The organism is Arenivirga flava, assembly GCF_030161575.1.
GTDB lineage: Bacteria > Actinomycetota > Actinomycetes > Actinomycetales > Microbacteriaceae > Arenivirga > Arenivirga flava.
Genome location: NZ_BSUL01000001.1, coordinates 698480 through 710872 on the forward strand (window position 1 = coordinate 698480; position 12393 = coordinate 710872).

14 protein-coding genes and 1 pseudogene are annotated in these 12393 nt (G+C 72.7%); 8 read left to right on the forward strand and 7 right to left on the reverse strand.

From position 1 onward, the window contains the following. Window positions 1-5: 5 nt before the first annotated feature. From QQK26_RS03410 to QQK26_RS03420, 3 genes are all read right to left on the reverse strand, one after another. The gene (locus QQK26_RS03410; protein ID WP_284230068.1) at window positions 6-1136 is read right to left on the reverse strand and encodes a serine hydrolase domain-containing protein; all 1131 of its coding nucleotides are present in this window, start codon (window positions 1134-1136) and stop codon (window positions 6-8) included. Between the two features lie 83 nt (window positions 1137-1219). Then, window positions 1220-1966, reverse strand: coding sequence for a formylglycine-generating enzyme family protein (locus tag QQK26_RS03415; protein ID WP_284230070.1), 747 nt, complete (start codon window positions 1964-1966; stop codon window positions 1220-1222). A gap of 38 nt (window positions 1967-2004) precedes the next feature. Then, a complete protein-coding gene (locus QQK26_RS03420) occupies window positions 2005-2220 on the reverse strand; it encodes a hypothetical protein (RefSeq protein WP_284230072.1) in 216 nt (71 codons plus the stop codon). Window positions 2221-2439: 219 nt separating this feature from the next. On the opposite strand from QQK26_RS03420, the gene QQK26_RS03425 reads away from it, so the two are divergent. Then, entirely contained in the window at window positions 2440-3882 is a 1443-nt protein-coding gene (locus QQK26_RS03425) for an XRE family transcriptional regulator (protein ID WP_284230074.1), read from the forward strand. A gap of 4 nt (window positions 3883-3886) precedes the next feature. On the opposite strand, the gene QQK26_RS03430 is transcribed toward QQK26_RS03425, so the two are convergent. After that, window positions 3887-4942 carry an EamA family transporter gene (locus QQK26_RS03430; RefSeq protein ID WP_284230076.1) on the reverse strand — a complete coding sequence of 352 codons (1056 nt, stop codon included), beginning with the start codon at window positions 4940-4942 and terminating at the stop codon, window positions 3887-3889. On the opposite strand from QQK26_RS03430, the gene QQK26_RS03435 reads away from it, so the two are divergent. The 5 genes from QQK26_RS03435 (at window position 4914) to QQK26_RS03455 (ending at window position 8973) form a co-directional block, all read left to right on the forward strand. Beyond that, window positions 4914-5810, forward strand: coding sequence for a LysR family transcriptional regulator (locus QQK26_RS03435; protein WP_284230078.1), 897 nt, complete (start codon window positions 4914-4916; stop codon window positions 5808-5810). The two genes, QQK26_RS03430 and QQK26_RS03435, sit on opposite strands and share 29 nt — an antisense overlap. 36 nt (window positions 5811-5846) lie before the next feature. Continuing rightward, window positions 5847-6389, forward strand: a complete 543-nt coding sequence (locus QQK26_RS03440) for a YaeQ family protein (protein ID WP_284230080.1) — start codon at window positions 5847-5849, stop codon at window positions 6387-6389. Between the two features lie 160 nt (window positions 6390-6549). Then, a complete protein-coding gene (locus tag QQK26_RS03445) occupies window positions 6550-7395 on the forward strand; it encodes a helix-turn-helix transcriptional regulator (RefSeq protein ID WP_284230082.1) in 846 nt (281 codons plus the stop codon). A 78-nt stretch (window positions 7396-7473) separates the two neighbouring features. After that, window positions 7474-8307 carry a MerR family transcriptional regulator gene (locus QQK26_RS03450; protein ID WP_284230084.1) on the forward strand — a complete coding sequence of 278 codons (834 nt, stop codon included), beginning with the start codon at window positions 7474-7476 and terminating at the stop codon, window positions 8305-8307. Window positions 8308-8409: 102 nt separating this feature from the next. Continuing rightward, on the forward strand, window positions 8410-8973 hold the full coding sequence (locus tag QQK26_RS03455; protein ID WP_284230086.1) for a dihydrofolate reductase family protein: 564 nt from the start codon (window positions 8410-8412) through the stop codon (window positions 8971-8973). A 27-nt stretch (window positions 8974-9000) separates the two neighbouring features. Here the strand turns inward: QQK26_RS03455 and QQK26_RS03460 are convergent, their stop codons facing one another. Both QQK26_RS03460 and QQK26_RS03465 read right to left on the reverse strand, forming a co-directional pair. Continuing rightward, window positions 9001-9681, reverse strand: coding sequence for a hypothetical protein (locus QQK26_RS03460; protein ID WP_284230087.1), 681 nt, complete (start codon window positions 9679-9681; stop codon window positions 9001-9003). Window positions 9682-9683: 2 nt separating this feature from the next. Next, entirely contained in the window at window positions 9684-10622 is a 939-nt protein-coding gene (locus QQK26_RS03465; protein WP_284230089.1) for a DMT family transporter, read from the reverse strand. A 71-nt stretch (window positions 10623-10693) separates the two neighbouring features. On the opposite strand from QQK26_RS03465, the pseudogene QQK26_RS03470 reads away from it, so the two are divergent. Together QQK26_RS03470 and QQK26_RS03475 are read left to right on the forward strand one after the other, a co-directional pair. Further along, a pseudogene (locus tag QQK26_RS03470) lies at window positions 10694-10819 on the forward strand (LysR family transcriptional regulator); the annotation flags it as partial. Window positions 10820-10896: 77 nt separating this feature from the next. Continuing rightward, complete coding sequence (locus QQK26_RS03475) at window positions 10897-11595, forward strand: LysR family transcriptional regulator substrate-binding protein (RefSeq protein WP_284230094.1); 699 nt, start codon at window positions 10897-10899, stop codon at window positions 11593-11595. 57 nt (window positions 11596-11652) lie between these two features. Here the strand turns inward: QQK26_RS03475 and QQK26_RS03480 are convergent, their stop codons facing one another. Beyond that, on the reverse strand, window positions 11653-12279 hold the full coding sequence (locus QQK26_RS03480) for an FMN-dependent NADH-azoreductase (protein WP_284230096.1): 627 nt from the start codon (window positions 12277-12279) through the stop codon (window positions 11653-11655). Between the last annotated feature and the right edge of the window lie 114 nt (window positions 12280-12393).

Below are 12393 nucleotides of genomic sequence, written 5' to 3' on the forward strand. Positions count from 1 at the left end.
GGGCCTCACTCGCCCAGCGCTGCACCCAGCCCCGCGGCGAGCCGCACGGCGCGGCCATCGGCTCCGCCCGGCCACGGCCCGCGGGCCACCGTGTACCCGAACGCGAGACCGACGGAGGGATCGACGAGACCGAGCGCCCCGCGGGCCCCGTCGTGCCCGAACGCCCACGGGCCGCCGAACGGCATCGCAGCGGTCGGTTTCTGGAACACGATCGCGTGCGCCCGCGACTCCTGGCCCAGCACCTGGTCGTAGCCGCGCACCTGCTGCTGGCCGATGACGCGCACCGTCTCGGCGTCCAGCAGCGGGGCCGCATCCTCGAGGCCGGTGACGGTTGCGGCGAAGAGCCGGGCGATGCCTCGGGCGCTGGCCGTGCCGGACGCTGCGGGGTGCCCGTAGCCGGTGCTGCGCCGGTCGCCGGCGAGGTCGATCTGCTCGCCGGGCACCCGCAGCACGTGGCCGATCCAGCTCGTCGGGTCGGGCGCCGGGCCGTTCACCGGGCCGCCCTGCACCGGCAGCCCGGGCACGAGCCGGTGCTCCTGGTCCTCGGGCAGCCCGAGGAAGAAGTCGATGCCGTGGGGCGCGCGGATCTCCCGCTCGTACACCTCGTGCAGGGTGCGGCCCGTCGCCCGGAAGACCAGCTCGTCGGCCAGGTTGCCGATGGTGAGGGCGTGGTAGCCGAAGCCTGAGCCCGGCGCCCACAGGGGCCGGCTGGCGGCCAGCAGCTCGGCGGCGCGATGGTGGTCGAGCAGATCGGATGCGGTCGCCGGCCGGTCGGACTGCGGCAGCCCCGCCTGGTGCGACAGCAGCTGCCGCACGGTGATCGCACCCTTGCCCTTCGCCGCGAACTCCGGCCAGTACTCGGCGACGGCGCGGTCGAGGTCGAGGTCGCCGCGCTGCACGAGCAGGCCGACGACGAGGCCGATCGTGTTCTTGGTGACCGACCACGGCACCATGAGCGAGTCCGCAACGAGGTGCGGACCGCCCCAGACGTCGAGCACGATCCGCCCGTGGTGCAGCGCGACCGCCTGGAAGGAGCAGTCCGGGTCGCTCGCGAGCGATCGCTCGAGCTCGGCCAGGAGGGGCCGCAGCCGCTCGTCGATGTGTCCCTGCAGCGCTGTCGTGCTCGTGCCGGTCATGGTGCTCCTCGTCGAGTCGTGGCGTGCGATGCGCGCCTCGACCGATCCTGGCGGAATCCGGTCGTGCCCGCATCCGCGCCGGGTCAGCGTCGCCGCGGAGTCCATCCGCTCGACAGCGGGCCGGAGACGTCGGCGCGCTCGGCGTCCACGGCCGCCGACCAGCCCTGGGCCGCATCCGCTCCGTCGAAGCCGCCGCGGGCGAAGCGGAAGCCGACGTCCTCCAGCCCCGTGCGCGGGTGCCCGCCGCGCCGTGTGGACGCTCGCACGCTCTGCACGTCGTCGGCGAAGCCCCCGCCGCGGAAGACGCGGTAGTCGCCGTACCGGGCGGGGTCCAGCAGGTCCCAGCACCACTCCCACGCGTTGCCGAGCGTGTCGAACAGGCCGTGGAGGTTTGGCAGCCTGCCGCCCACGTCCTTCGGCGCCGTGAGGCCGTCGGCGCTGGTCCAGGCGATCTCGCCGAGCGGGCCGTAGTGCGCGCCCGTCGAGCCCGCGCGGCAGGCGTGCTCCCACTCCGCCTCGGTGGGCAGCCGGTAGCCGTCGCTGTCGACGTGCCAGGTGACGTCCTCGCCGTCGAGGGTGTAGGCGGGCTCGAGCCCCTCCCACTCCGAGGCGGCGTTGCAGGTGCGGACCGCCCGCAGCCAGCTCAGGCCGGTGGCCGGTCGGCGGGGATGGGCGGCGCTCTCACCGAGCAATTCGCCCAGCTGCTCCTGCGTCACGGCGAAGACGCCGAGCTCGAACGGCTCGAGCGTCACCTCCCAGCGCTGCCGGCGCCGCGCGTCGTGCAGGCGCACCGTGCCGCCGGGGATGCTCGCCATCTCGATGTCGTCCACCGGGGGAGTCTGGCACGCGGCCCGCGCGCCGGGTGGCGTCAGTCGCCGGCGGCGAGCGAGCGGATGCGCTCCGAGGCTGCGATGAGCGCCGCCGCGTCGATCTCGCCCGCCTGGAAGCGGTCGCGAGCGTCGAGGAACTCGAGGCGCAGGCGAGCGGAGCTGCCCGGGCTGCGCCGGTCGAGCGCGCCCAGCGCGTCTCGCGCGGTGCGGACGGCGGTGACCGTGCCGGTCTCGGTGGGCTGCGTGAGCGTCATCGCACATCCGTTCGTCTCGAAGAGGATCGGGGTCCGGCGGACGGCCCGGGAGCAGGAGATTGGAGTATCCCGACCGGGTCCGTCCGCCGACCGACCGTCCGTCGCTCGCACCGAGGCAGTGGTCCGCGCGCCGAAGTGCTTCCATGCTGCGCGCATCCGAGCGGATGTTCGCGGCCTGGAGGCCGTGAAGAACGCCGATTCTTTCGCTATCGTCAAGGCATGGCGAACGATGAGGGCCGAGCGACGCTGCTCGGCGCGAGGATCCGGCATTTCCGCGCCCGAGCCGGGCTGACGCTCGAGGCGCTCGGCTCGGCCCTGGGCAGCAGCCCGAGCCGCATCTCGATGATCGAGAACGGCCGGCGGGAGCCGCGCATCTCCGAGCTCGCCGACTTCGCCCGCGCGCTCGGCGTGCAGGTCGACGACCTGCTGCGCGAGGAGGCTCCCGACGACCGGGCCGGTCTCGAGCTCGAGCTGCGGCGCCTGCAGAACGGCGCCCTCTACGCGGGCCTGGGCCTGCCGACGCTGCGGGCCGGCCGCGGCATGCCCGACGACACCCTCGAGGCGCTCGTCGGCCTGCACCGGGAGCTCGAGCGCCGTGCCGCCACCGCATCCGCCACTCCGGAGATCGCCCGGCTCGGCAACACGCAGCTGCGCGCCTGGCAGCGCGAGCGCGACAACCACCTGCCCGAGATCGAGGCGGAGGCGGAGGCGCGGCTCGCCGCGGTCGGGCACGTCTCCGGTGCGCTCACCCACCGCGAGGTGCACCTCATGGTCGAGCAGCTCGGCCTCGAGATCGTCTACGTCGACGACCTGCCGCGCTCGACCCGCAGCATCACCGACCTCGAGCACGGGCGCATCTACCTGCCGCCCGCCTCGATCCCCGGCGGCCACGGGCTGCGCTCCATCGCCCTGCAGGCGATCGCCCACCGGATCCTCGGCCACCAGCCGCCGAGCAGCTACGCGGAATTCCTACGCCAGCGCCTCGAGATCAACTACTTCGCGGCCGCCTGCCTCATGCCCCGCACCCAGGCGGTGCGCTTCCTCGAGGAGCGCAAGGAGGCCCGCGATCTGGCCGTCGAGGACTTCCGCGACGCCTTCGGCGTGACCCACGAGTCCGCCGCGCTGCGCATGACCAACCTGATGACCGCCCACCTCGGCCTGCGCGTGCACTTCCTGCGCGTCGGCGCCGACGGCGAGATCACGAAGGCCTACGAGAACGACGGCCTGCCGCTGCCCCGCGATGTCACGGGCGCCGTGGAGGGGCAGATCGTCTGCCGCAAGTGGGGCGCCCGCCGCGCGGCGGCGAAGGCCCACCGCACGACCGAGTTCCTGCAGTACACCGACACCCCGGCGGGCACCTTCTGGAACTCGGTGCAGACCGGCAACTCCGACGAGGGCCACTTCTCCATCACCTTCGGCGTCGCCTTCGACGACGCCCGATGGTTCCGGGGCCGCGAGACGACGGAGCGCCAGGTGTCCACGTGCCCCGACGAATCCTGCTGCCGGCGACCGGCACCGGAGGTGGAGGCGCGCTGGTCCGGCCGAGCGTGGCCGAGCGCACGCCTGCACGCGCAGATCCTCGCGTCGCTGCCGGCCGGCCGCTTCCCGGGCGTGGACGAGTCGGAGATGTACGCGTACCTCGAGCGGCACGCGGAGTCCTGAGCGATCAGCGCACCGCAGCCACCGGTGCGGTCGGTGGACCGGGCGCACGCTCGGACGCGCGTGGAGCCGACAGCGTGCTGACGATCGACGCGGCGATCACCACGGCGACCGCTGCGAGCTGGGCGGGCTGAAGATGCTGGTCCAGGAGCACCCACCCGAACAGGGCCGCCGCCGCGGGCTCGAGGCTGAGCAGCACGCCGAATGCGCGCGCATCGAGGCGACGGAGCGCTGCGAACTCCAGCGAGTACGGGAGGAACGACGAGAGCAGGGCGACCAGGGCGAAGGGCAGCAGATCCATCGGGGACCTCACCGCATCGTGCAGACCGGCGATCCCGAACGGGGCGAGTAGTACTGCACTCACGAGCATGCCGACCGCCAGCGCTCCATGGCCGGGTACGACCGTGCCGACACGTCGGCCAGCCACGATGTAGGCCGCCCAGAACGCCCCGGCCACGATGGCGAACAGCACGCCGAGCGGGTCGAGGGGAGCGCTGGCCGTGTCACCGTGACCGCCGCCGAGCGTGAGCACCACGATCGACCCGGCTGCCGCGCCGACGCAGATCCCATCGATGAGTCGGCGCGAGAGCGCCGCTGCGAGCAGGAGGGGGCCGGCGAACTCGATCGCGACCGCGACACTCAGGGGGATCCTGTCGATCGAGGCGTAGAAGAAGCCGTTCATGCCGGCCATCGTCGCGCCGAACAGCAGCACGGTTCCCCATTGCGGACGGCGCCATCCGCGAAGATCCGGTCGTACGAGGAGCAGGAGCAGGAGCGCTGCGCCGAGGAGGCGCAGCATCGTAGTCGTTCCCGGCCCGGCCGAGGCCAGCAGTGGAACGGCCACGGCTGCGCCGAGCTGGAGCGAGATGCATGAGCCCAACACCATGGTGATGGCGCCGGAAGGTCGAGACGAGAACTGCACAGACCCATGCTGATCGCCCTCGGTCCTTCGGTCCAGCGAGCATCGTTGGTCGATATCGTTAAGCAGAAATGGATGATCGGAGGTGGAGATGCTCGACCTGCGAAGGTTGGCCGTGCTCGCCGAGCTGGAGCGACTCGGCACCCTGACTGCGGTGGCGCGGGCAATGGATTACAGTCCGTCGGCGATTTCGCAACAGCTCGCCCTGCTGGAACGCGAGGCCGGGACCCCACTCATGGAACGGGTCGGCCGTGGCGTGCGGCTGACCGACCCGGCGCGGATTCTCGCCGCTGGGGCGCGTGAAGCCGCCGACGTGCTCGAACGGGCTCAATCGGAAGTCGCCCGGACCACCGGGCGCGTCGAGGGGACGCTTCGCGTGGCGTCCTTCCAGACGGTGACCCTCGCGCTCCTCCCCGCCGTGCTCGTGGCGCTCGGCCAGGAGCAGCCTGCTCTGCGCGTCGAGCTGGCGCAGCGCGAGCCTGCGGAAGCCGTCGACGGTGTGCTCGCCGGAACCTTCGACGTCGTGCTCGGCGAGGAGTACCCGGGCGGCATCATCCCGCTGCGCCCTCGGATGGACCGCGCACCGCTCGGCACCGACGAGCTGCGGCTCGCAGTGCCTGAGGTGGGTCCGTGGAGCGGCGCGACGACCATCGAGGACCTCCACGACGCGCCCTGGGCGGTCGAGCCCGAGCAGACGGAACCGGGCCGATGGGCGTACGCGCTCTGTCGCACTGCGGGATTCGAGCCCCGCGTGCTCTTCGAGGGCGAGGACCTCACCACACATGCCCATCTCGTGCGCTCCGGCCTCGCGGTCGCCCTGCTCCCCGATCTGCTCGGTGCCGGGCGGATGCCAGGCATCCGGTCGGTCCGGCTGCCAGGCGCACCGGAGCGCACCCTGTTCACGCTCACCCGCGCGGCCCGAGCGATGCATCCGGCGGTGCTCGCCTTCCGTTCCGCCCTGGCGACGGCGTTCGCGCAGCAGCAGGTGATCGCAACGTCATCGACGACCTGAGGTCGCCGACCCGCGTGACCCGTAGGCTCGATGCCCATGGCTGCCGGCGCGACGATCCACACCTTCGATGTCGACCTCTCGGACGTGGACCGCGGCGTCTACGAGTCGTTCTCCCTCCGCGCGGCGAGGCACCCTTCCGAGACCGAGGCGTTCCTGCTCACCCGCGTGCTCGCCTACTGCCTCGAGTTCGCCGACGGCATCGCGTTCAGCGAGGGCATCTCGACGAAGGAGGAGCCGGCCGTGCTGGTGCGTGATGCGACCGGCGCGATCACGACCTGGATCGAGATCGGCGCGCCCGATGCCAGTCGGCTGCACACCGGCAGCAAGCAGGCTGAGCGCACCGTGGTCTACACGCACCGCGACCCCGACAAGGTCGCCGCGCTCTGGGCGGGCAAGCGGATCCACGAGGCCGAGCGCATCGAGCTGCGCAGCTTCGACCCCGGCTTCATCGAGCGCGTGGTCGGTGCGCTCGGCCGCCGCAACGCCCTGACGGTCTCGGCGGTCGAGGGTCGGCTCTACCTCGAGCTGGGCGGCGAGAGCTTCGACAGCGAGCTGCTGAGCCGTCCCGCGCAGGGCTGAGCTCAGGGACACGGTCGGGGCCGGGGCGCCGTCGCCGACCGCGGCCAGGGGCAGGCGCCGACAGCTCAAGCCGGCAGATCGATGTCGATGGGGCGGATCGACGATCCGTGGCTGCGCCGACCGGCGGCTGCGAGGATCGGAGGCGACGTCAGGAGGACGGATGCGCACGATCGACCGCGAGGGGCTGGCCGCGTTCCTGCGCCGTCGCCGCGAGGCGCTGCAGCCGGAGGACGTGGGCCTGCCGCGCGGCCAGCGCCGCCGCACGAGCGGCCTGCGCCGTGAGGAGGTCGCCGCCCTCAGCAGCATGTCCACCGACTACTACGCCCGCATCGAACGGAGCGTCGGCCCGCAGCCCTCCGAGCAGATGCTCGCCGCGATCGCGCAGGGCCTGCACCTCACCGTCGACGAGCGCGACCACCTGTTCCGCCTCGCCGGACACGAGCCGCCGGCGCGCGGCGCCTCGAGCGAGCACGTCTCGCCGGGACTGCTGCGCATCCTCGACCGCCTACACGACACCCCGGCCGAGATCGTCACCGAGCTGGGGGAGACCCTGCGCCAGACGCCGCTCGGCGTCGCGCTCACGGGCGACCTCACCCGCTTCGAGGGACCGTCGCGCAGCATCCGCTACCGCTGGTTCACCGATCCCGCGACGCGCGAGCGCTACGCTCCCGAGGGGCACGAGCATCTGGCGCGCCTGTGGGCCTCGGGACTGCGCGAGGCGGCGACCCGCCGCGGCCCGCAGTCGCGGGCGGCCCGCTACGTGGACCTGCTGCTCGAGCGCAGCGAGGAGTTCCGGGCGGTGTGGGCGCTGCAGGAGGTGGGCGTGCGGCCGAGCGAGCTCAAGCGCTTCGTGCACCCCGAGCTCGGCGTGCTGGAGCTGCAGTGCCAGAACCTGATCGACCCGGCCCAGTCGCACTCGCTGCTCGTCTACACCGCGGAGCCCGGCACCGAGACGGCCGAGAAGCTGCGGCTGCTCGCGGTGCTCGGCGCCCAGCAGCTCGCCTGACGCCCGCCGCTTGCACGTGCCGCAGCGTCATGTGGTGCGCTGGTCCCGTTCCCGTCACTCCCTGAGGAAGGCCCGCCCGTGCATCCGTCCCTCATCCCGCCGCGCCTGGTGCGCATCGGCGACGCCGCGGCGTTCGTCGGCACGACGCCGCGCGCCATCCGGCACTACCATGCGATCGGGCTGATGCCCGAGCCGGAGCGCGGCGCCGACGGTCGCCGGCGCTACGGCTACGAGGAGCTGATCCGCCTGCTCTGGGTGCGCAGGATGGCGGATGCGGGCGTCGCCCTCGAGAGCATCCGCGACGCCGCCGCTGCAGACGATCTCGCCGCCACCCTGGAGCGCCTGGGGCGCTCGCTGGCCGCGCAGGAGGCGGAGCTGCGACGTCAGCGCTCAGCGGTCGAGCGGATGCGCGCCCGCGGCGCGAGACTGGGTCTGCTCTCCGACCTGGTCGCCGAGCGCCTCGAGGGCCTGCCGGAGGGCTCGATCCGCGAGGCGGACCTCGACGGCCTGCTGGTCATGGAACGCATCTTCGGCCCGGTCGGCGCCGCGGCGAACGCCTCCCGCACCGTGGCGATGGCGACCGACCCGGCGCTGCGGGAGGAGTCCGATCGGGTGGAGACCGCCGAGGGGGCTCTCGACGACACGGTGCCGGTCGACGACCCCCGCGTCGCGCAGGCCGCCGCACAGCGCCACGCCTTCGAGACGAGGCTCCTCGACGTGATCGAGCGCTCCGGCATCGCGGCGCAGGAGCAGGCGCTCATCGACGCCTGGGAGGCGGAGCATCCCGACGACGCCGGGGAGCCGTCGGAGCGCGTCATGAGCGCGGTCGAGGCGGTGGGGAAGACGCCCTACGACCTGTCGCCGGCCCGCGTGCGCTGCATGGAGCTGGTCGAGGAGCTCGCCGCGCGCTGATCCGCGGGACCACCGGATGCGTGCAGACGCCGGTCCTGATGCGGAGATCGAACCGGGAGGATCATGGACTGCACGACGTTCCGTGAGCAGAGGAGGGGCCGCATGGGCAGGGTCGTCTCTCCCGTGAACATGTCGATCGACGGCTTCATCGAGGACGAGCGGGGCGAGTTCGCCTGGCTCCCCGTCGACCCCGACGTCTTCGAGCACCACACGCAGCTCATCCGCTCGGCCGACGTGCTGTTGTACGGCCGTCGTCTCTACGAGGCCATGGCGGTGTGGGAGACGGACCTCGCCGTCGGCGCTCAGTCAGCGGCCTTCGGAGCGTTCGCCGCCGCGTGGCGGGCACCGGAGAAGGTCGTCTCCTCGAGGACGCTCGACGAGGTGCTCATGGAGCGCACGCGCATCGAGCGGGAGTTCGATCCGGTCGAGGTCGCGAGGATCGCGCGCGCCGCGAACCGCGACGTGCTCGTCGGCGGTGCCGAGCTCGCTGCCGTCGCCTTCGAAGCGGCCCTGATCGACGAGGTGCACCTCTACGCGCTGCCGCTCACCGTGGGCGGCGGCAAACCCGGGCTGCCGACGGGCGTTCGGCTCGATCTGCGCCTGCTCGAGACACGGCGCCTCGGCGAGGGGGTCGTGTTCACGCGCTCCGCGTGCGCGCGGCCATGAAGACGGAAGCGAGGCATCGCTCGCAGTTCAGCAGTCCTCAACGGGCACGAAGTCGTCCTCGCGGATCCGATGGGCATCGAGTGCGGGCTCGCCGAGCACCGCGAGGCCCGTCGTGAGGCCGCATCCGAGGATGAGGCTGCGGGCGTAGATGTCCTGACCTACGCACCAGGAGAGGTCGTCGGGCCACCAGTGCATCGGGACCCTGCCAGCTCCCGTCAGTGGTGGCAGCGGGGCGTTCCGGGCGTCGAGCAGCGGGCCGGAGTAGAGCACCATCTCCCGTCCCTCCGGCGAGAACGAGATGGCAGGTTGCCGATCGTCCTCGGCGTAGCCGTACCACGCGGCGAAGCGATGAGGTCCGGTGAGGTCGTGATGCAGGGCGATGGCCCGGATGAGTGCTCGGGCGAGCTCCGGGTGCGGATCGCCCATGCGCGGCTCACCGTCGCCGTCCGGGAGGATCGGTTCCCGGCGTGCGGCGAGCTCGTCCCACTGCATCCACGGTGACGCCTCGATCCCGTTCGCAGCCCACGCGGCGCTCCAGGAGGAGGTCGAACCGTCGCGGTGCTCGATCGGGTTCAGGAGCCGCAGGTAGATGTCGTAGCCCGGAGGCACGAAACCCGTCACGCGCCGACCGTGCCGGTCGAGCGCCGCTCCCAGCGCCCGGGCCGACGGCAGGTCCGTCTCGTGCACGAGCATCGGTGTCGCATCCATGCTCAGACGGTACTCGTCGAGGAGCGGGGCGCCGCACGACGGGTACTCGCTCCCTCCCGCTGCCGCCGCTCGATGGCCTGTCCCGCGTAGGTCGCCGTGACGATGACGACCGCGCCGATGAGCCCCGCCGTGCCGACCGTCTCGCCGGAGACGACCACGCCGATGACGACGGCCCAGATCGGCTCGGCGCCCATGAGGATGCTGGCGCGCGAGGCGGAGGTGCGCCGCACGGCCCAGAGCTGCACCAGGAACGCGAACAGCGAGCAGAGCAGGCCGAGGAAGGCGATGCTCAGCCACCCGCTCCCGCCGAGCGTCGCGACGGCGGTCGGCAGCGCCGGACCCGCGAACAGCGAGAACGCCGCCGCGCAGACGAGCATCTGCACGAAGACGACGGCGAGCGAGCTGTCGGCTCGTCCTCGGGTGAGACGTGCGCTGGCGGTCACGTGGAGGGCGCGCACGACCGCGGCGAGGATGACGAGCGCATCGCCGGCCGTCGGCGCGCGCAGGCCGCCCTCCGACACCAGCAACGCCACGCCGACCACCGCGGCGACGGCCGTGACGAAGTACGAGCGCGGCAGCCAGGACCGCGAGGCGAGGCCCTCGAGCGCCGGGGTCATGACGAGCGCGAGGCTGATGAGCAGCCCGGCGTTCGTCGCCGAGGTCAGGTACACGCCCCAGGTCTCGAGCCCGATCACCGCGGCCTGGCTGAGGCCCAGCAGCACCGCGATGGTCAGGCCCCGACCGCCCGGCATCCGCTCCCTGCGCAGGGCGCAGAGCAGACCCGCCGCACCCGCGGCGATCGCGAAGCGCAGGGCGATCGTCGAGGGCACGCCGATCTCGGCGGTGAGGTCCTTCGCGACGACGAAGCTCGCACCCCAGACGGCGGCGACGGCGAGGAGCAGCAGATCGATGCGGCGGGAAGCGGAGGGGATGCGGTGCACCCTCGAACCCTCCCGCCCCCGAACCCGTAGAACAAGGCCCGGTTCCTTCATCCATTCGTTAGCATCCGCTTATGCATATCGAGCGCCTCCGCCTGCTCCGCGAGCTCGGCGACCGCGGCAGCGTGGCCGCCGTGGCGGCCGCTCAGCACGTCAGCCCATCCGCCGTCTCGCAGCAACTCGCCGCGCTCCAGCGCGAGGTGCCGCAGCCGCTCACGGAGCGCCGCGGTCGGGCGCTGGCGCTGACGCCGGCGGGGAGGCCCTCGCGGCCGCGAGCGTGCGCGTCGAGGAGGCGCTCGAGGTCGCGCGCGGCACCGTCGCCGCGCTGGCCGTGGACGGGCGGCGCACGGTGTCCGTCTCCGCGTTCCACAGCGCGGGGCTGCTGCTCTTCGCGCCGCTGCTGCGACGGCTCGGAGGGGCAGCGCCCGTGTCCCTGCACGATGCCGACGTCGCACTCGATCGGTTCCCCGGCCTCACCGCCGACCACGACGTCGTCATCGCGCACCGCCTCGCCCACGACGCATCCTGGCCGGAGACGCGGATCGACGCCGTCCCGCTCTTCACCGAGCCCATCGACGTCGCCTTGCACGCCGAGCATCCGCTCGCCGCCGAACCGGGCATCCGTCCCGATCAGCTGCGCGATGAGCGCTGGGTCGCCGTGCGCGACGGCTTCCCGCTCGCCGGCGTGCTGCAGCACTGGGGCGCGATGAGCGGCGGGCCGCCGCGGATCGAGCACCGGGTCAACGAGTTCTCGCTCGCCGCCGCGATCGTGCGCACCGGCGCTGCCGTGGCAGCGCTGCCGAGGGCGACCGGGGCACCGCTCGCGGTGGACGGCATGGTGCTGCGCCCGGTGCTCGGCTCGCCGATCGTGCGTCACGTCGACGCGCTGGTGCGTCCCGACCTGCGCGCGCAGGCCGCCGTCGGCCGGGTGCTGGACACGCTGCGGGAGGTCGCGCGCGAGGCGTCGGACGGCTGAGCGGCGCTGGCGCTGTGGTCCGGATCGACGACCCGGCGACCGCGACCTCGCAGAGCGCTACAGCGAGCCCGCCGCTGCGAGGCGGCGTGCACGCTCGATGCCGTCGGCGATGGCGTCGTCCGCGGCCGGGTCCCAGGTCCTGTCGACGACCAGCGTTCGCACGTCGCGCACGCCGATCGTGCGCAGGAAGAACTCGACGTAGGCGATCTGATGGTCGAAGTGGGAGCCCGGCGTGGGGCCGTCCTCGCCGTAGTACTGACCCCGAACAGCGATGACGTCGGCGCGAGCGACGTCGACGGCTGGGCCGAAGTGAACGCCGTCGTAGGTGAACAGCAGATCGCGCTGCGCGGCGAGGTCGATCAGCTGCTTCAGCTTGTAGGGGATCGACCAGTTCCACATCGGCACGCCGAGCACGATCCGATCGGCCTCGCGGATCCGCTGCGCGAGCGACTCGATGGTCGCCCACGCACGGGACTCCGACGCGTCCAGCGGCTCGCCGGACACCCGCTTGTACTTGGCCTGGATGGTGCGCTCGTCGAACTCGGGGAGCTCCTCCCGCCAGAGGTCCATGACGTCGAGCTCGATGTCGGGTCGCGACGCCCGCACGGTGTCGATGAGTGCGTTCGCGATGGTCACGGAGACTCCGTCGTGCCGTGGGGAGGAGATGATGTGGAGAAGGCGCATGGCTTCATGGTCCATCGGACGCGGCTTCCGCGTCTGGCAGATCACCGTCAACCCTGTCGCCGTACGAGAGGCGGACGGGGACCGGTACGAGCACCGGAAACTGCAGAAGGCCCC

Bases quoted from the DNA above. Each gene is read 5' to 3' on its own strand.
- QQK26_RS03410 (WP_284230068.1), bottom strand. From the start codon at position 1,136: ATGACCGGCACGAGCACGACAGCGCTGCAGGGACACATCGACGAGCGG.
- QQK26_RS03420 (WP_284230072.1), bottom strand. From the start codon at position 2,220: ATGACGCTCACGCAGCCCACCGAGACCGGCACGGTCACCGCCGTCCGC.
- QQK26_RS03425 (WP_284230074.1), top strand. From the start codon at position 2,440: ATGGCGAACGATGAGGGCCGAGCGACGCTGCTCGGCGCGAGGATCCGG.
- QQK26_RS03440 (WP_284230080.1), top strand. From the start codon at position 5,847: ATGGCTGCCGGCGCGACGATCCACACCTTCGATGTCGACCTCTCGGAC.
- QQK26_RS03445 (WP_284230082.1), top strand. From the start codon at position 6,550: ATGCGCACGATCGACCGCGAGGGGCTGGCCGCGTTCCTGCGCCGTCGC.
- QQK26_RS03455 (WP_284230086.1), top strand. From the start codon at position 8,410: ATGGGCAGGGTCGTCTCTCCCGTGAACATGTCGATCGACGGCTTCATC.
- QQK26_RS03460 (WP_284230087.1), bottom strand. From the start codon at position 9,681: ATGGATGCGACACCGATGCTCGTGCACGAGACGGACCTGCCGTCGGCC.
- QQK26_RS03480 (WP_284230096.1), bottom strand. From the start codon at position 12,279: ATGCGCCTTCTCCACATCATCTCCTCCCCACGGCACGACGGAGTCTCC.